Here is an 18,735-nt window from a genome sequence, read left to right on the forward strand (position 1 = left end):
GGCTGCTCCTTATCGCTGTTTTTCGGGTAAAACAGGCCCTGACATGCTGGAGTGACGTGAATCACCCAGCACCGAAATCAGCAGCAGGGTTGCACCAACCACGGTAAAAAATACGCCGATATCAAACAACATGGCCGAGGCTATCGGCAATTTGCCCAGAATGGGAACATCCATATAAAAATAGGCACTGGTTAAAAATGGTTTATTCCAAAACAAGGCACCCACACCGGTCAGGCCAGCCAGCGTCAGGCCGCCACCAATCCAGCATTCATACAAACGGCCATCGCGCGCATGAATCAGTTTTTCGGCTTGTTCCTGCCCAATGGCAATGTACTGGATCACCAGTGCAATGGCAGTAATCAGGCCAGCAATAAAGCCACCACCCGGCAGGTTATGGCCACGCAGTAAAATATACAGACTGTAGACCAGTGCAATTGGCAGCACCCATGAAGCCGTCATACGCAGCATCAGTGGCGAGGGATTAAAACGCAAGGTTAAGCCGGGAGTGGCAATCGCACCATGCGCGCGCATGCCATCCATCATGACTAGCGCACCGATTGCAGCAATGGCCAGTACACAAATTTCACCAAAGGTATCAAAGCCGCGAAAATCCACCAGAATCACATTCACCACATTGCTGCCGCCCCCTTTGGGCAAGGCTTCCTGCATAAAAAACCAGGAAATGGACTGATGATCACGGGTCATGATCAGCCACGCCAGCCATGCAATTCCAGCGCCACCCAGCAGGGATATCACCACATCACGCCAGTGCCGGGTACGGCTCGATTCATACGGCGAGAGCTGTGGCAGCAGGGATAGCCCCATCAGTAGCAGCACAGTTGTGACCACATCCACTGACAGCTGGGTGAGCGCCAGATCAGGTGCTGATAAGACAATAAAGCAAACACTCACTACCAAGCCAACTGCGCCCACCAGCAGCACGGCCTTGATGCGTTCATGATGAAAATACAGCAGCATCAGGCAGGCAATAATTAGCAACACCCACAGGATAATGGCAGGCCATGAGGCATGATTCAGCAGGCGGCCACCCGTAGCCAGGTTCTGGCCCCATAAGGGCACCAGTGCCATTGCCATTGTTGCAATAATGACCAGCATCAGGTAACGCTGCAACGAGCCATTTTCCAGATAACTGGTAAAGCGGCGCGCCATCAGCACACTATTTTCCAGCAATTGATCCAGCAGGTTTTCTCCGGTAAAACGGCCAAACCACTGATCGGTGCTGATTTTCAGAATTTGCTGTTTTCGTGCCAGCAGCAAATACAGCCCAGTACCCCCAATCAGGGCAATCAGGCTCATAATCAGCGGCAAATTAACACCATGCCATAATTTCAGATGTACGGTCTGGCTGGGCACATAACCCAGTATGGCATTGCTGCCCAGTTGCACAATATTTTGCACCAGCAGGGCCGGCAAAATCCCGACCAGCACGCAAATACAGCACAAGAGGATGATCGGCGCACGCATACCCAGCGGCGGTTCATGCGCCTGCTGGTTGGCAATTTTCTGGTTTAAGGCACCACCAAAAAAAGTATTGTGTACAAAGCGCACTGAATAGGCCACAGCAAACAGGCTGGCCAATGTTGCCAGCATGGGCACCAGTAACAGCCAGGTACTGCCAGTTAGAGCCACGGTTTCGGTCAGGAACATTTCCTTGGACAAAAAGCCATTGGTGAGTGGCACACCGGCCATCGCTGCCGCCGCAATCATTGACAAGGTGGCGGTAAAGGGCATCAAGGCCCACAGCCCGCCCAGCTTGCGCAAGTTGCGGGTGCCTGCTTCATGGTCAATCACCCCGGCAATCATAAACAGCGCCGCTTTAAACGAGGCATGATTGAGCACATGAAAAATAGCCGCCGCAATGGCCAGTGGTGAACCCAGACCCAGCAGGCAAATGATCAAACCCAAATGACTAATGGTGGAATAGGCCAGCAAGCCTTTTAAGTCATGCTGGAAAATAGCCAGAAATGCAGCAAAGCAAAATGTGACTAAGCCAACCGTGGTGACAATCCCGTGAAACCACAGCGATCCGGCAAAAATGGGAAACAGCCGCATGAGCAGGAAAATACCCGCCTTGACCATGGTGGCAGAATGCAAATAACCCGACACGGGCGTTGGTGCAGCCATGGCATTGGGGAGCCAGCTATGAAAGGGAAACTGCGCACTTTTGGTAAAGGCACCCAGTAAAATCAGCAGCAAAGCAGGCATAAAATAGGGACTGGTCTGCAATTGCTGGCGCATGCCAAGCAGCGCATCCAGCTCATACGTGCCGCCAATATAACCCAGCAGCATAAACCCACCCAGAATGGCTAATCCGCCAAGTCCGGTAATGGTCAGCGCCATTTGTGCGCCTTTTTGTGCCACTTCATAGTTTTGCCAGTAACCCACCAGCAGAAACGATGAAATACTGGTAAGTTCCCAGAAAATTAGCAAAATCAGCAAATTATTGGATAGCACAATGCCCAGCATGGCAGCCATAAACAGCATGAGCAGGCTATATAGCTTGCCTAAAGAGTTTTTACGGTTGAGGTAATACCAGGCATAAATAAAAATCAGTGTACCAATACCGGAAATCAGCAGGCCAAAAATTAGCGCCAGCCCATCCAGCCGAAAGCTCAGGTTCAGCCCAATTTCCGGTAGCCATTGCCAGCGCTGCAATAGCGGTTGTTGTACTCCATGTGTCAAGGCAGTTGTGAGCAGGCTGATAAAACACAGCAAACTTATGCCACATGCGGCAATGCAGCTATACAGTCTGTCAATGCGTGCCAGCCACCAGGTCAATGGGGTGCCCAAAACCAGTGGCAGCAGGACAATCAGTAGCAACACATCAAATTTCCATTTTTAGCAAAAGTGAATATTCCTTAACAATACGGGTCAAGCAATGTCATCAACAAGGTCATCAAAACCGTAGCTTGCTGTATAAACCCATCTATAATCCGCGCGGATAGCAGGATTTTTAAATAAAGCTTTTATAATAAAAAGCTATCACTGCCGCTAATACAGATATAAGCAAGCCTGCTGATTGATAATTAAACAAATTTAAAGATCAGTGATGAGACTGAACAATTTAAAGTATACGAAATAAAAGTTAATTCACACTTAAGCGTTACAGAGGCAGGACAAAAATAGTGAAAATTGCATTATTTTTCTGTGAGTTGTTGCTCAAGTGCAGCACGCAGACCATTCAGTTCCCTGATCTTTTTAATGTCATTCCATAACAGCGCAGCTTCAGCATAGCCTTGGGTCAGCATGCCCAGCCATTGTTTATAGCGTCCCACCAGTCCCTGTTCGGTTTTGCTGGCAGCATCCAGAAAATCCAGTTGTAACTGTACCAGTTGAGGCCAGCTAAGTTGTCGGCTGTCGTCCCTATGGCGCACGCGGTTGACCAGATCTGGCCGGGTTACAGCACCGCGCCCCAGCATTAAATCCGCACAACCGGAAATCTCCAGACAGCGCTCGGCATGTTCCAGCGTCCAGATTTCACCATTGGCAATAACGGGTATTTTAATGGCCTGTTGAATGTCAGGTAATTTTTCCCAATAAGCAGGTGGCTTGTAGCCATCGGACTTGGTGCGGGCATGCACGGTCAGCCAGCTTGCCCCAGCACTTTCAATCGCCAGCGCATTGTCTAGCGTGTGGTTTTCATCCAGATAACCCAGCCGCATTTTGGCCGACACTGGAATATGGGCAGGTACGGCATCGCGCACGGCTTTCACCAGTGAATGAATGACCTCTGGCTCATCCAGCAGCACGGCACCACCGCGATGACGATTGACGGTTTTGGCGGGGCAACCAAAATTCAGGTCAATGGCAGGCGCACCGAGTTCAGCCACCCGCGCGGCATTTTGCGCCAGACGGTTGGCATCATTGCCCAGAAACTGCACATGCACCGGCGTGCCACTTTTGGTTTTGCCGCCGTTTTGTAGCTCTGGGCAAAAGTTATAAAACACATGCTCGGGCAACAGGCTGTCGGTGACGCGGATAAATTCGGTCACGCACCAGTCGTAATGACCCACCGAGGTGAGTAAGTCCCGCATCAACGGATCAGTTAAGCCTTCCATTGGCGCCAGAACCAGTTTCATAAATATGCTCGGATTTAGAGAAGGGAATAGGATAAAAGTCAGGCGCTTTATAGCGGATTTTTGGGGTGTTGGCGAGGAAAATAGGTTTGGCGAATGTTAAAACACATCCGATATGAAATTAAATTTAATGTCTGGTTTACACATGAATATTCAGTTTTTCGGCCACATTAAATAAACGTTTATCACGTGTCCATAATTTTGTGTGCGCTGACAACAAAGTACTGGCTAGGAGATGAGCATCAATATAACCAATACCTAAGCCAAATAAATTATGTTGTTCAACCAATTGGGTTACTTCGCTGTTATGCGCAATGATGGCTTGGGGTAGCTGCTTTAATGCGGTTAGCACTTGAGTTCGCTGTTTAAGATTTCCAAGCGAAATTTCACCAATAACAAAAGGATGAGCTAGAACCTGTCCCCTTTGTAGCAGTTGAACCAGTGTGTTATCAGAAGCCCGTAAATGGTCAATCCAGACTGAAGTATCAACTAGAATCATAGAATTCTTAATACTTAACTGGATTGACGGCGTGGTATGACCATTAACTGCGGCTCAGTACCGCCTAGGCTGGCCAGTCGCTTTGCACTTTCACGCTCAATTAATGCTTTTAGGGCTTCCCTAATCAGGGCAGACTTTTCTTGCAAACCGGTGTAAGACTGAGCTTGCATTAATAGGTCATCGTCAAGCGCCAATGTGGTACGCATGATTATTACTCATCATATAAAGGAATGAGGCACACATTTTAACATTAAATGATGCTGATTTAAAAGCCAGTCAAAAAGCCACAATCTTCTGATCACTCGGTTTATTTTTATCTTCTCTAAGTTGTTCCTTACGTAGCGCATTTAGCAGCGGCATTAAATAATGCACATTCAACCCTTTTTGCGCGCGGGTACAGGCCACATACAGCAAGCGTAACTCTTCCACACTCACTTGCGGCTCATCCTTGTGAATTTTAAAATTATAGTCATCTTCAATTTGCACATGATGCCATTCCAGCCCCTTGGCCTTGTGCGCTGTAGAAATCACATAATCCGCTTCGTTAATCGGACTAATCTTGGCCAGCGCGCGCTTTAACGGTTCGGTGCCATGTTCATCCACCAGCCGTACCAGCGGCTTGATATCGCTGCCATCATTGGTTTCGCAGTATTCATGCACTTCATGCCACGAGCTAAACCATGACAGTTCCGGCACATCAAACACCTTACGGCCCTGCTTGAGTGCGCTGGCGGCATCAACAAAACGGGCAATGCGGTCATGGTCAGCCTGTAACGCCACCTTATTACCTTGTACCAGTCCCGACAATAATAATTCCATAGCACGGGCATTGGTACGGCATAAAATGGCATCCCGCTTTTTGGGAAATGGCTGTGTGTCTACCACAGATTTCAAATCATCACGGCCATGCAGCGGCACGTCTTCGCCCAGTTTGCGCAAAAATACATTCGCCACTTCGGCAATCGATTCACCAAAACGAAAGGATTGCGTCAGGCGGGAAGACGGCAGCGGCAATTGCTGCATGGCATTCACCGCACCACGCCACGCATAAATCTGCTGGTGCGCATCGCCCACATAAATCACCTGTGCGTTTTGCTTGAGCAAAATACCCAGCATCAGCGGGTCGGCATCCTGTGCTTCATCAAACAAAATATAATCGCTATGAATCACCGGGCTGGATAGTGCCCAGCGTTTTAAATAAATATCGTGGCCAATCCCGGCATTGTGACGCGGATCAATCGACTCCAGCCAGCGCCGTTCCACAAACGGATATAGATGCTGTTGCAGGGCAGTGGCATCGTCCTCATGCATCCATTCCGGCATCATCACATGACGCGGTGCCGGATACTGGGCATTGGTGGAGCAAAACTGGCTAACGGCATTACTAATCAGGTTGGCTTGCCGACTGGCCGTTAAGGTAAAGTTTTCATAGCTGCCACTCAGCAGGCGGCGAATAGTGACAGGTTCAAGCTGGTATTCACGCGCCAGAATGCTGGGGCTTAAACGTGGTAAGCGCAGTTTGTCGGTAATGCCACGATCCACATGGCGAAAGGCCAGCGAGTGAAAGGTACGACAATCCACACCGCGATGAAATTTTTGCCGCGCCTGATCGGCAATTCCTTTATTAAAGGCCAGATAAAGCCCGCGACGCTGCGGCATGGCATCGCTAATTAGTTTTAAAGTGGTGGTTTTACCTGTACCGGCATAGGCCATAATCTTGAAGGATTCCCCCAGACGGGCATGGTCAATAGCCGTACTTTGTTCACGCGTGGCAAGCACTTCCTGACCGGTGGGGTGTTGTGATTGGGTCACAGGATTCCTTAATTTAACAAGATTCAACAGCGAGACAGAAACATACTGACAGGTGAGGCAATAGCACACATATACCAGCGTAATATAACGCCAGATGCCTGTCCTAAAGAAAAATGAATGATCCTTATGCTACCTGAAAATAGCTGTCATGGCAAAAAAGTAGCCGTTCTGGCTTATGGGAAAAATACCTAAGGTGAGCGCATTGGCCGGGCTTTTCTTGACTTTCTCAATCAGGATTGTTTTACTTTTCTGGAGGTTGCATTGAGCAAACTGATTTAAGCATTTCAGATATTTGCACTAACTATTTTTTTATATTGTCTGGTGGTGCATTGCCTATGTTGTGCACCTCATTTTAATATGGCCGAAGTATCCTGTTAACATGATTGTAATGTTTGATAGCAGGCATTAAAGCAACCCTTAATGACGTATTACTAAAGTCAAATCCACCGAATAACAACATGAACTTGTCGAGAGATAGCTATGGAAAATTTTGCCCAAACGCCACAGCTTAATATGCTGGAGCTGGATGCCAAAGCCCGTTACAGATATTTTATCCAGAAAATTATTGCCAAGCGTGAGGTATGGGGGCTGTATCACGATGGATGGGCCATGTCGGGTACTGTGGGCGGTAAAATGGCCTTGCCCCTGTGGCCGGACGCCAAATATGCACGTCTATGCAATACCCGTAACTGGGCCAAGCACAAGGTACAGGCCATGAGCCTGAAAACCTTTGTAGAAGAATTAATTCCCTTGCTTATTGAAAAACAGTGTATGGCTTCGGTGTTTTTAACCCCGGACTGGAACAGTGTACTGGTAGAACCTGAGCGTTTGCTGGCAGATATTAAAAGTTATGTATATGCCTGCTTTCAGGAAGAAAAAAATCATTTGCCTGCGCCAGTTGGCGCAAGTCAGGCTAAACAGGATTTGCCTGCGATGGCCAGTACGTCCATTCAGTAATTGTTAATGTAAAACCCTGTAAAAAATAAAACCCTCCGCTTTGGGAGGGTTTTACCTAATCTTATGCTTGGTTCAGCATCTTAACCCACAATTACCCCACCATCCTTACGGGTAACCACTACAGTAGCAGAGCGTGGGCGGCTGGTAGTATTGGCTGCATTGGTTTGTGTGGCTGGCCAGTGGCTGCCAAAGCTGGCCGGGTTACTATAATCCGGTTTGCTTTCCTCACCCGGATGCTGCACGTTCAGGAAAATGGCCTTGCAGTCCGGGGTCATGACAATCCCGGTAATTTCACATTCCTTGGGGCCAACCAGAAAACGCTTTAAGCTGTTTTCACTGGCATTTTTGCCTTTAATGGTGGTTTGCTCGCCAGATGCATTGCTCAGGGCTTGCGCCGTGGCGACGCCACCATCGCCCACCTGACCCGGCAATGCAGCCAGCATCATGCAGTTGGTCACATCGGTATACTGGCCATCATCGGTTTGAATCCACAACACGCCACGGTTATCAAACCACATGCCATCAGGACTCGAGAAGTCATTGGCATCAGTCAGGCCAGACAGGTTAACGTTGCTGGCTGCATCCGCCTGCGCGCCAAACAGGTAAATATCCCAGCTAAAGGTAGTTCCATCATGGCGATTGTTGGCTTCTTTAAAGCGGATAATATGACCGTTATTGTTGCCAGTTGAAGTTTTACCATCTTTTGTATCGTTATACTGACGCGGGTTCATGGCATCAACTGGATACTTGCTACCACGGTCACTGTTATTGGTCAGCGTGACATACACTTCGCCATTTTTCGGGTTCACGGCACACCATTCCGGGCGATCCATTTTGGTAGCCCCTAGCACATCGCCGGCTAAACGGGCATGCGTTAGTACATCTGCCTGACTGGCAAATGCATATACTGTATTACTGCTGGTCAGGCCATTTTTGCCATAACTTAGCTCAATCCATTGACCTTTACCATCGTCGCTAAACTTGGCAACATACAGCGTGCCTTCGTTCAGGTATTTGTCACCAGCGCTATAGCCGGCATTAATATCTACATTGCTCCACACGGCTTTGGATACAAACTTGTAAATGTATTCGCCGCGTGAGTCATCACCCATATAAAAGGTTAAGGGCTGGCCTTCAATGGCCGGGCCAACCTGACAGTCTTCATGGGCAAAACGACCCAGTGCGGTACGTTTGCGCGGTGCAGCGGTAGAAAACGGATCAATTTCCACAATCCAGCCAAACGTATTTGGGCCATTGCGGTAATCCTGCTCAGCACTGTCAGCCGTTACAGACGCATTCCAGCGGTCAAATAAATCCTGCTGGCTGCTGCCAGTGACCGTTTCCCACTGATACCGTGAACCGGAACCTTGTTTTAAGCCGTAGCGATTGAGTGCCACAATTTCTTTAGCCGTGCGCTTGAGATCATCTGCTGCATTACGGGCAAAATAGCCAATGTAATTTTCTTCACAGGTTAAATAAGTGCCCCAAGGGGTATAACCATTACCACAGTTGTTATGGGTGCCGCGGGTTTTGCTGCCATTGCTGGAAAACCGGGTTTTAACCAGATCTGTGCCTTTTACCGGGCCGCCAAATTCCATTTCAGTGGTGGCAGTAATACGGCGGTTAAATACCGAATCCTTAACAATACTCACCTGGCTGGTTTTTTCGTCTTTCTTGACTTCAACCACAGACACACCATGCGCGTTGAATTCCTTGATGACTTCATCTTCAACCGTGCGTTTGCCGGCAACCACAGTAGCACCCGTGGCATGCAGATAGTTTGGGTTGATGTATTCATGGTTAAGCACCAGCAGGCCGCGTGCAGACTGGTCGGCTTGCCATTTGTTATTGCTGCCAACGCCAAAGAAATGCATGCCATCATGGCAGTCACCGGAGCGCATGGTGTAAGACGCGCCACTTTCGCGGCTGCTGTCCTGCCAGGCGGCAATGCTGGAATGTAACGGATCACCCAGTGCATACAAAACGGTGGCTTCATAGCCTTCTGGCACGGTAATCAGGTCATTCTTGTTTTTATCAACTGCTTTAAAGCTTAATGTTTCCGGGCGTTGTGGTGTTTCTGGTTTCGGCGTCGTGCTTGGTGGCGTCGTAGCGCTATTATTATCGTTGTCATCGCTGCCACAGCCCACCAGTGAAGCCGCCATAAACACCGCAGCAGCGCCACTGGTAGTTTTTAAAACCTGACGGCGGCTCAGCTGATTATTCATTAAACGGCTGTTTAAAATACTTTCAAAATGAGGATTGTCCGATGTATTGCAATCAATTTCGCGTTCTTCGGTATAGGGGCTTAGCTGAGTCATTGTCAGTCCTGGCAAATCACAAGTCAAAAAAAAGGAACGCCTGCATATTGCAGGCTGTTGATGACAGAAACTTGACAGGCAGTTGACCAGTTGATGACAGTTTAACTAAGTACCGCGAATGTCTAAAAACAATCACTTAAGCAAGGTTCATAAAGCACAAGGCCTGAACTGGCAAACTCTAGACAGGAGTGCGCTGCTTTTCCAGAAAACGGCCAAAGAACAGACCAGTTTCAAACAAAATCCACATGGGAATTGCCAGCATTGCCATACTTAAGGCATCGGGCGGTGTAATAAACATCGACACAAAAAAACAGCCCACAATAATATAGCGGCGCTTGGCCACCAGGGTTTCTACCGACACAATTCCCGCCAGAATCAACAGCAATGTGGCTACCGGCACTTCAAAGGTGAGGCCAAATACCAAAAACAGCTTGAGGCAAAAGCCTAGATAACTATTGATGTCAGTCATGGGTGCTACGGTTTCAGGTGCCGCATGAATAAAAAAGGTCAGCACCGCAGGCAGGGTAATAAAGTACGCAAAAGCAATTCCTACATAAAACAGCACAATACTGGACAATAGCAGCGGAATGGCAATGCGTTTTTCCCGGCTATATAGCCCCGGTGCCACAAATTGCCAGATTTGGTGCAGGATATACGGCATGGCAATCATGAGCGCAATAAAGAAATTCAGCTTGAATGGCGCCATGAAAGTTGCCGTCACATCGGTGGCGATCATGGTGGCATTGGCAGGAAGCTGGGCACGCAAAGGCCGCGACAGGCCTTCATACAACTGATTGGCAAACGGCAGCATGACAAAAAATAGTACCAGAACAATACCCAGAATTCGCATGAGCCGGGTACGCAGTTCCATTAAATGCGAGGTTAATGGCATTTGCGCCAACTGTTCCTGTTCGGCTTGTTGTGATCCCACTGGCTCTGGGGGCGTGCTGAGTAAATTCATAAGGCCGCCTCGGTATTATTTAATGCAGAACTGGGTAAATGATGAGACTCAGGCGCACCCGACTGGGTGTCAGCATGTTGAGGCACTTCTTGTGAATGAGTATTGGATTGGGAGTTGGCCGATAACTGATGCAGTTGCAGCAAAGTCAGCCTGAGTAAATGCCCAGTGGTATAAGGCACGCCCATTACTGTGGTGAGGGACAGCGTAATGGGCAAATAAACACTGGCTACTGCTGGCACAGAAGACGAGTGAGAAGTCTGGTTAAGCTCAGCCAGTTCATCTGACATCTGATCAAGCTGGGCCTGCATTTGTGCTTCAATACTTTTAATGCGGGCCAGTTCCTGCTGCATGTGTTCACGCAGCTCTGCCAGTTGCAGCTCTTTTTCAATATCCTGTTGCAGGTTGCTCACCAGATGGCGCAAGCGCGCATACCAGCGGCCGGCAGTACGTACAGCTGTGGGCAGTTTTTCCGGCCCTAAAATAACCAGCGCAATAATGCCAAACAGCAATAATTCGCTAAAACCAATATTTAGCATACATTAGATTCAGTATAAGTCAGGTTGGTTGTATCCCGAGCATAAATGGCAGGGACTAAACTAGCTTTTGTCCTGGGAAACAACGTGCTCAGAAGCTTTGCCATTTACAACGCGTTCATCATGTAGGCGGGCCGCTTCTGCTTTTCTGGCATCTTCATCCTTCACAGAATCCTTAAAGTCTTTTACTGCACCGCCTAAATCCTTACCCAGATTTTTAAGTTTGGACGTGCCAAACAGCAAAATTACGACGATGGCAAACAGCACAATATGCCAGATTGATAAACCAGCCATGGCCAGCTCCTTGATATGTTATCGTTCATTGACTTATGACAAAATTAGCACGATTTAATGACAAGAATGTGAATATTTATTAAGGATACACCCGCTTAAAACGCCCCTGTAGCGTTCTTTTATCTAAATTTTTCTGAGTGATCCATGTTACAGGGATAATGCATGTTTATAATCAATAGTCAGAAAATACGGCTAAAAAAGTAAGGCTAAAACAGGGTAAATTGAGTAGCCCTACAGTCTGCTAGAACAGCACTGCTTTAAAAAACAGGTCATGGCATATATTGACTACGAAGAACTACGCGCTGCTTTTTCATCAAGGCCAGACAGTCCCATACGACGTGCCAGCTCATCCAGAACACGTTTTGGTGCCAGATCAAAATAGCCCAGCATCACAATGCTGTGAAACCACAAGTCAGCGGTTTCATAAATCAGCTCATCCTGATATTCCTGTGCATTCAGGTGAATGGCACAGTCCTTGGCGGCCAGAATGGTTTCTATACTTTCTTCGCCGACTTTTTCCAGAATCTTGTTTAACCCTTTCCCATACAGGCTTGCCACATACGATTTATCCTCGCTAGCTTGCTTGCGTTGCTGCATCACCCCTGCCAGATGCGCCAGCACATCCACACTTTCGCGCTGGATAAGTTGCTGTTCGGTGGCCATAGCATGGCTGTGTGATGAATCATGCTGCGATTTACTGCCACCATAAATGGCTTGTGGGTCTTTTTGCACGGCATCCACCACCTGCCAGCCTTGCGGGGTGAGTACCCGGTAAAAACAGGATTCACGGCCGGTATGGCAGGCAATGCCACCATGCTGGGTGATCTGCAATATGATCACATCGCCATCACAATCCAGACGGATCTCATGCACTTCCTGATAATGTCCGGATTCTTCGCCCTTATGCCACAGCTTGTTGCGCGAACGGGAAAAATAAACACCACGATTGGTATCATGGGTGAGTTGTAGTGCTTTCCGGTTCATCCAGGCGACCATGAGAACACGACCCGTCTGATGGTCTTGAGCAATTGCCGGAATTAAACCGTTTTGGTCAAATTTTACATCATCTAGCCAGTTATTCATGGAACACTCTTTATAAAATCAAACAGGTGGAGTAAGGATTATAGTGGAAATTGCACCGCTTGTACCTGCCCATGCAATAGGTTCTAAGCACACGTAAAATCGGTATAATTTATTCTAATGAATATACGAAAATATTATCCTAAAACGAAAAAACTGGCTGCTGAAAACAAATTCAGCAGCCAGCCTTAATATCAAATTATTGCAATAGTAAGCAATTAAAAATTGGCAAAACGTACCCCAAAAGAAGCATAGCCATATTTACGGTCTAAGCGTGATGCAGTGACTGAGTTATACAGGAAGGGAATAGTGCCAACAAAGTTATTTTTAAATAGCTGACTGGCCACAAACAGACTGGTGTAATTGTTGAGCTTATAGGACAAGTCCAGCCCTAGTGTATGGTTGCTCTTAATGGCCGAATTACCATAAGTGCTTACCCGGTCATCAATATCCTGGCGCATCAGGTACTGAAACTGATAGCCCAGCAAGCTATTGAACTTTTTATAGCTCCAGTTCCATGAGCCACCGATACTGAAAAAACCAGCGTCGTAGCTGAGGTCTTTGTCCATATCCAGCCCATAGTTGGAAGCTTGATCGGTAAAGCTGGCTTCTTCAAGGGTTGTACCATTATTGGTACAAGGTGCTATTAGTTGGCCATTGAGCTGGTTATTTGAGTTCACCTGAATATTAAAATTGCAGTTACCGCCAATATTAAGATTAGCATTCAAGCTATCAACGTCAACTTTGCTGTACCCAAGGCTGACAAACCCATTGAGCTTATTCTGGCGATCCAGACGACGGGCAAACAGTAAATCCACTTGTGCCTGAATGTCATTTAGGTCATTGACTTTAAGTTTACTAAAACGCTGGTTATTAACAATTGTAGTAGATGTCTTGCTGAGTTCATCAGCTTGGTTGCCCCATAAAGCCAAACGAATGGCAACTTCATCACCAGGTTTAAGTGTGAGTAAAGGCGTATATTGAACTGCAGCCAGCCAGCTATCAATCTCATTACTGTCCTGCCCATACTCAATATTACGGTTCCAGTAAGCCACTTCTCCCACCCACTGTGGATTAAAGGCGTAGCTCAGCATGAGATGACCGCCATCATAATCACCTGCATTATCACCCACAGCGCCTTCACTTTCCCGGATATTAAAAATATCCACGGTGTCGTTTACAATATCAAAACTGGCTTCTACAGTTAGTGGCGATGCGACATTGGCAGGTAAGGGTTGTAAAAACACATCATTGGGCGCTGCATAGCTAAACCCTGAAATGCTGTAAGCGCAGCCTAACGCTAAACTGGATAAGTAATGACGTTTGAGAAACATAAAAAATCCTTCATCAGTAAGAAGGTAAAGACAAAATTTTTGAGAAAATATGAACCCGTAAACCAATAGAGTTACCCGAAGGTAACTCTATAAGTTGTTAATACAAAGGAATTACCCTTAAGTATTACTGCTGGATTTTCAGTACTGCACTAACGCCCTGACCTGCCAGTGTGTTGCTGGTGCTGGTGTTAATACCAATGCTGGTAGCGGCTTTGGCTGCATCACCAGTACCAGTACCTACGCGAACAGTAGTGCTGCTGGTTGCACCCAGAGCTACCTTGATGCTGACATTATTACCCGCTTTTGGACGGTAGCTTTCAACCTGACTGGTTGGAATGCCACTTGTACCTGCCAGTTTATTCAAGAAGGTATCAATTGGTAGAGTAACTGCACCATTGGTTACAGTCAGGTTATCGGCCTGCAGATTATTTTTAGAATTACCGACCAGCGCTGGCGAACCAGTACCACGGAACGCATAAGTGGCACCTACAGGAACAGACGCAGCAGTCAGCGTACCATTACTGTCAAAGCTCATGTTTACGCGATCAATGATCAGGTCAAGTGTATTGCCACCGCTAATCGCATAGCTTAAGCCAACGCGAGCTTCTGAGAAGTTACCTTCAAATGGTGAGCCTACTTTGTTGAGTTTAACCTGTACGCTGTCCAATGGACCAGTAGTACTAAGTTCATTTCCTGATACTACAGAACCTTCAATGGCAGCAATATTGTACGGTGTACCACCATTTAGGCCCAGACTAACTAGTTGCAGATAGTTCTTGTACAGGTCAACCTGCTGTAGGTCATCAGCAATACTGTCAGGAATTTTGCTACCTGCTGGCAGTGATTCATTAACATCAGCTAAAGCATCTTTAATCTGGTTCAGATTACCAGCCGCAACAGCTGCGCCCAAAGCCTGCAGGTCAGCAGCACTTACAGTAGTGGACATAAGTGCAGCAGATAAAGCATTAATCAGATTGGCAGTAGCAGGAGATGTAGCGGTGGCTTTTACAGTTTCCAGCTTTTCACCCAGCGCATTTAAGGTCGCTTGAGGATTTGCACCAATCGTAATGTTGCTTAATGCAGTATTAACAGCAGCTACTTTTTCCTGAATTACGGCAGCGGTAAGCGCGGCGGTATTGGCAGCAATTTTCTCAATATTTGCCTGCATGCTTGCTGGTAAATCATTTTTAGCTTCTAGTACAGCACCTTGAACTGCAGCCTGAATGAAATCAATATTGGTCAGGTCCACTGTACCAGTTTGTGCTTCAAGACGGGCAGCCAGCGCAGCAGAAGCTGCACGTGCTGCTTGCTCTGGGGTTAGGCTACCACCACCGCTAGTACTGAGCTGGATTAGGGCTTTTTGAATCTGATCAACAAACTGTTGTACCACAACTGTTTGTTTTAATGCAGCAGCATCAGTCATTGGATCAAGTGTTAACAGGTTTTTCCCACTTAGGCCTAGTTTGGCTGCAACCGCTGCACTATCACCTGCACCACCAGCATAGGTGATTAAAGTTGTGAGAGGAGAAGCAATATTCAAATTGCCTGCGGTTGTTTTTGGCGCTTTTAGCGTACCGGAAAATGGCAAATCAGTACCAATATCTATACCACCAGTAACCGTCAGGGCTGTATCGCGGCAGTCATTTGGATAGTTAAAGCCACCGGTAGCATCAGTAGTAGTGGTTTGATCATTACAATCTTCAAAAGTAACTGTAGCGCCAGCCAGATAAAAGTCAATGGCTTTACCTTTGGCTTGAGCTGCGGGAGGATTAGGATTTGATGGCGGTAAATCATCATGGTCACTACCACAGCCAGCAACGAGTGAAGCGGCAATTGCGATAGTTAATGAGGTAAAGGTAGTCTTGAGCTTCATATTCATTGGTACTTCTTCCCTTGGCTGGATAAATGTCTGGTCAATAGTAGTGCTTAATATGTTATTGAAACCTAAATGGTAAGCACCTGTTCTTGTCAGAATAAATGTTTTTCTTATATCAAAAAACAGCTACACGGGCAATGAAAAAAGGATAGACCTCCTTTATTGGTTCAATATTTCTTGTAAATATTATTAAATAAACTTAAAACTGCTTCACATTAGTTGATCAAAATACAACCATTTTCTCGCTAATGTTGCCTTTTTGAATTAATTCCAGAAATTCATCTCCCAAGCGTTGGCTTTCTGCTACAGCCTGCTGCCAGTATTTCTTACGTTCGCTATCGTTACTGGCAAAACGGGCAAAATCACTACGGTCCGGTAGCCGGCCCAGCGGCAAGGAAGCAAGATATTCAGGAGATGGAGAAATCAGCACAGTACGCTGATGATTCTGGGCGTTGGCTTTACGCCAGCTTAAACTTTTATCAAACCAGCCGGGAATAATCCGGTCAGTGAAGTGGGGATATAACACCAGGCCTTTGGGTTTATAAGGTAAATCCAGATGATAGTCCAGCAAGCCGCCATCTCGGTAACTGCCTTTGGGCGCCAGCGGTATATCTCTTACAGCGCTCATCACGGCAGGAATGGCTGCAGAAGCCATCAGCAAATGCATGGCATTATCTGCATTAAGGGGCAGGTGATGGGTAAAAAATTCCTGATTGTCATTGATCGGCAGCGGATTATGCTGTGGATGGGCATACGCAAAGCCGCGCTGCATGAACAAACGGTTAGCACGTCTGGACAGCATGTTGCCGCCAAACACTCCAGCTAATGCAAGTCCAAGTGGAATAACATGGTCACTGGCAAAAATATGCCGGCTTTTAACCACCACAATGACCAGTTGCATCCACGGATGATTGATCAGGCTTTCCATGTTGCCATCAATCAGTTGTTGCAACATCTCGTGGCAGCGCTGAGTTACCTCTGGGACTTTATCTTTCTTGGAAAACTGCATGTTGGTGTACAGCTCGGCCAACCGTTTTGGCCCTTCCTGGCCACCGTGTGCAGCAATGGCAGCAAAGCGCCAACTGCCAATCGACGCGCCAAAGCAAGTGCGCTTGCTATTCCCATGAACTGGTGCACGCAGCAGGAAATCTCCAAAAATGGCTTGATCCAGTCCACATAGCCCAATACCTTTAGGGCCACCTGCAGCACCTGGAATAATGTCAATATCCTGGGGCTGTATGCCATTCTGGCGAATATGCGTTAGGGCTTCCTGCCCGGCACGGATGGTGAGTGCAGACATTTTATGATGGATATACGCCAAAACAGCCTCGGCTAGCAGATGAGCGAGCGGATATTGTGCAAAAAGCATTGATTAGGCACAACCCTAATATAAGAATGGTCAGTTTATAAAATCTTGAGCCGGCTATATTGGGTTAACTGGTCAGGCATCAAATTTAATTAGCTGATAAATAATAGCTTTATGAGATAAATAATTAGCAGATGTACTGGATAAAACCAGTAGCCCCAGGCAGTTACCGGGAAAACAGAAAAACTGATTTTTTGCTGCAATACTATGATCCCAAGGAGAGGCGCTAACGCTGCACTCATAAGGAGCAGGCCATCCTGCGGATTAAAATGCGAGGCCGATAACCTAAGCAGCATATTCAGTGTGGGCAGGGACATATTGCATAGCGCACTAAGCAGCATGGCCAATAGCACAAAACTCCGACCATATATCAAACCTGCCAAACATACAGCAGGCAACAAGGCCCCCAAGGCGCCATACATGAGCCACGGGTTAAGCAGGATTGCTATACAGGAGAAGCTGATTGCTGATAACAGGCCAGCCCTAGACGGATACTGTAGGCTTAAGCAAATCAGTAAGCCCAGTAGCAGGGTGGGCAATATATTGAGTGTGTCCGCCTCAGGCCGCAGCAACCGATAGGGCAGTTCCGAGATAACCGCAAAAACGCTGAGACGTACCAGATAGGGAAAATGGTAGATGACAGGTGTGCTGACAGGCAGACGCTGTACATTGGCAGCCATTGCCAGACAAAATAATGGAAAAGCAAACCGGCCAATAATGATCAAGGCGTCCATGCTGGGAAAAATAAAGCGCAAATGATCAATCACCATGCTGAGCATGGCAATCCATTTCAACAAATCCTGAGCTTTAGCGCGTTGTTGCATGGAATTCAATAAAAGGCCTATTGGAAATTTTAAGGCTTTCATACCAAAAAGCATGACCATTAAAATACTAACCGTAATCCCGTTTATCAAAACTGATTGGCAACTCATCAATGAGCAGCTTATTTTAAAATAGGATAAATGCTGGCAACCAGTAAAATCCCCATGCTGATATTAAACCATTTTAAATAGGCTGGCTGGTTCAGGACTTGCTTTAGTAGTACCCCAAACAAAGCCCAGCAGGCAATGCAAGGCAGGTTAATGATGGCAAACACAATGGAAATCCACCACATGCTGGCAACTGGATGCAGTGTACTGCTATAGATAATCATGGCTGATAGCGCCATCATCCAGGCTTTGGGGTTAACCCACTGAAACAGGGCAGCTTGCAAAAATGTCAGGGGATGGCTGGTTGCCACTTCGTGACTATTTATAGGACGGCTACGGGCAATTTGAATGGCTAGATACACCAGATACAGTGCAGAAATGATTTTAAGCACAATATGCAATGTTGGGTACTGTTGTAAAACGGCAGCAATGCCAAGTCCAGTGGCCAGGCACAGGACAAAAAAACCGGCACAAATGCCCAGCATATGGGGAATCGTTCGCTTAAAACCAAAATTAACGCCGGAACTTAGCAGCATAATATTATTCGGGCCGGGAGTAATAGAACTAACCAATGCAAATAAGACTAGGCCAGTTAAGGTTTCAAGCGTAAATAGGCTCAACATGATCCTCAATCAATAGTGGTAAAAATGAGCCTGTTGAGATTCAGCGAAAAATAGAA

General features: G+C 47.0%; 16 protein-coding genes. 1 reads left to right on the top strand and 15 read right to left on the bottom strand.

What is annotated here, in order from left to right; all coding sequences use genetic code 11:
• Nucleotides 1-9: 9 nt before the first annotated feature.
• The 5 genes from Q337_RS0115790 to Q337_RS0115810 form a co-directional block, all read right to left on the bottom strand.
• Nucleotides 10-2,844, bottom strand: a complete 2,835-nt coding sequence (locus tag Q337_RS0115790; RefSeq protein ID WP_026472409.1) for a monovalent cation/H+ antiporter subunit A — start codon at nt 2,842-2,844, stop codon at nt 10-12.
• A gap of 314 nt (nt 2,845-3,158) precedes the next feature.
• Nucleotides 3,159-4,100, bottom strand: coding sequence for a tRNA dihydrouridine synthase (locus Q337_RS0115795; protein ID WP_026472410.1), 942 nt, complete (start codon nt 4,098-4,100; stop codon nt 3,159-3,161).
• Nucleotides 4,101-4,236: 136 nt separating this feature from the next.
• Nucleotides 4,237-4,596: a type II toxin-antitoxin system VapC family toxin gene (locus tag Q337_RS0115800; protein WP_026472411.1), complete on the bottom strand. Its 360-nt coding sequence runs from the start codon at nt 4,594-4,596 to the stop codon at nt 4,237-4,239.
• 14 nt (nt 4,597-4,610) lie between these two features.
• A complete protein-coding gene (locus Q337_RS0115805) occupies nt 4,611-4,802 on the bottom strand; it encodes a type II toxin-antitoxin system VapB family antitoxin (RefSeq protein ID WP_026472412.1) in 192 nt (63 codons plus the stop codon).
• A gap of 70 nt (nt 4,803-4,872) precedes the next feature.
• Nucleotides 4,873-6,408 carry a UvrD-helicase domain-containing protein gene (locus Q337_RS0115810; protein WP_026472413.1) on the bottom strand — a complete coding sequence of 512 codons (1,536 nt, stop codon included), beginning with the start codon at nt 6,406-6,408 and terminating at the stop codon, nt 4,873-4,875.
• Nucleotides 6,409-6,888: 480 nt separating this feature from the next.
• Here Q337_RS0115810 and Q337_RS18120 point away from each other — a divergent pair, with 480 nt between their 5' ends.
• Nucleotides 6,889-7,365, top strand: coding sequence for a DUF2750 domain-containing protein (locus tag Q337_RS18120; RefSeq protein ID WP_051526950.1), 477 nt, complete (start codon nt 6,889-6,891; stop codon nt 7,363-7,365).
• Nucleotides 7,366-7,445: 80 nt separating this feature from the next.
• On the opposite strand, the gene Q337_RS0115820 is transcribed toward Q337_RS18120, so the two are convergent.
• The 10 genes from Q337_RS0115820 to Q337_RS0115870 all read right to left on the bottom strand — a co-directional run bounded on the left by Q337_RS0115820 (nt 7,446) and on the right by Q337_RS0115870 (nt 18,679).
• Nucleotides 7,446-9,683, bottom strand: coding sequence for a PhoX family protein (locus Q337_RS0115820; protein ID WP_026472414.1), 2,238 nt, complete (start codon nt 9,681-9,683; stop codon nt 7,446-7,448).
• 178 nt (nt 9,684-9,861) lie between these two features.
• Nucleotides 9,862-10,644 (bottom strand): twin-arginine translocase subunit TatC, encoded by a 783-nt coding sequence (tatC, locus tag Q337_RS0115825; RefSeq protein ID WP_026472415.1) that lies wholly within the window; start codon nt 10,642-10,644, stop codon nt 9,862-9,864.
• The gene (gene tatB / locus Q337_RS18500) at nt 10,641-11,180 is read right to left on the bottom strand and encodes a Sec-independent protein translocase protein TatB (RefSeq protein ID WP_051526951.1); all 540 of its coding nucleotides are present in this window, start codon (nt 11,178-11,180) and stop codon (nt 10,641-10,643) included. Before tatB ends, tatC begins: the two co-directional genes overlap by 4 nt.
• A gap of 60 nt (nt 11,181-11,240) precedes the next feature.
• Nucleotides 11,241-11,471, bottom strand: coding sequence for a Sec-independent protein translocase subunit TatA (gene tatA, locus Q337_RS0115835; protein ID WP_026472416.1), 231 nt, complete (start codon nt 11,469-11,471; stop codon nt 11,241-11,243).
• A 285-nt stretch (nt 11,472-11,756) separates the two neighbouring features.
• On the bottom strand, nt 11,757-12,554 hold the full coding sequence (gene hisIE, locus Q337_RS0115840; protein ID WP_026472417.1) for a bifunctional phosphoribosyl-AMP cyclohydrolase/phosphoribosyl-ATP diphosphatase HisIE: 798 nt from the start codon (nt 12,552-12,554) through the stop codon (nt 11,757-11,759).
• A 215-nt stretch (nt 12,555-12,769) separates the two neighbouring features.
• Nucleotides 12,770-13,885, bottom strand: coding sequence for a hypothetical protein (locus Q337_RS0115845; protein WP_026472418.1), 1,116 nt, complete (start codon nt 13,883-13,885; stop codon nt 12,770-12,772).
• Nucleotides 13,886-14,009: 124 nt separating this feature from the next.
• Nucleotides 14,010-15,764, bottom strand: coding sequence for a hypothetical protein (locus Q337_RS18130; protein WP_051526952.1), 1,755 nt, complete (start codon nt 15,762-15,764; stop codon nt 14,010-14,012).
• A 220-nt stretch (nt 15,765-15,984) separates the two neighbouring features.
• Nucleotides 15,985-17,061, bottom strand: coding sequence for a hypothetical protein (locus tag Q337_RS0115855; RefSeq protein ID WP_034280771.1), 1,077 nt, complete (start codon nt 17,059-17,061; stop codon nt 15,985-15,987).
• A 158-nt stretch (nt 17,062-17,219) separates the two neighbouring features.
• Nucleotides 17,220-17,951, bottom strand: a complete 732-nt coding sequence (locus Q337_RS0115860; RefSeq protein WP_034280655.1) for a TraX family protein — start codon at nt 17,949-17,951, stop codon at nt 17,220-17,222.
• A 119-nt stretch (nt 17,952-18,070) separates the two neighbouring features.
• Nucleotides 18,071-18,679, bottom strand: coding sequence for a LysE family translocator (locus tag Q337_RS0115870; RefSeq protein WP_034280659.1), 609 nt, complete (start codon nt 18,677-18,679; stop codon nt 18,071-18,073).
• Nucleotides 18,680-18,735 lie beyond the last annotated feature (56 nt).

The sequence above is a fragment of the Alkanindiges illinoisensis DSM 15370 genome, assembly GCF_000619845.1.
Lineage (GTDB): Bacteria > Pseudomonadota > Gammaproteobacteria > Pseudomonadales > Moraxellaceae > Alkanindiges > Alkanindiges illinoisensis.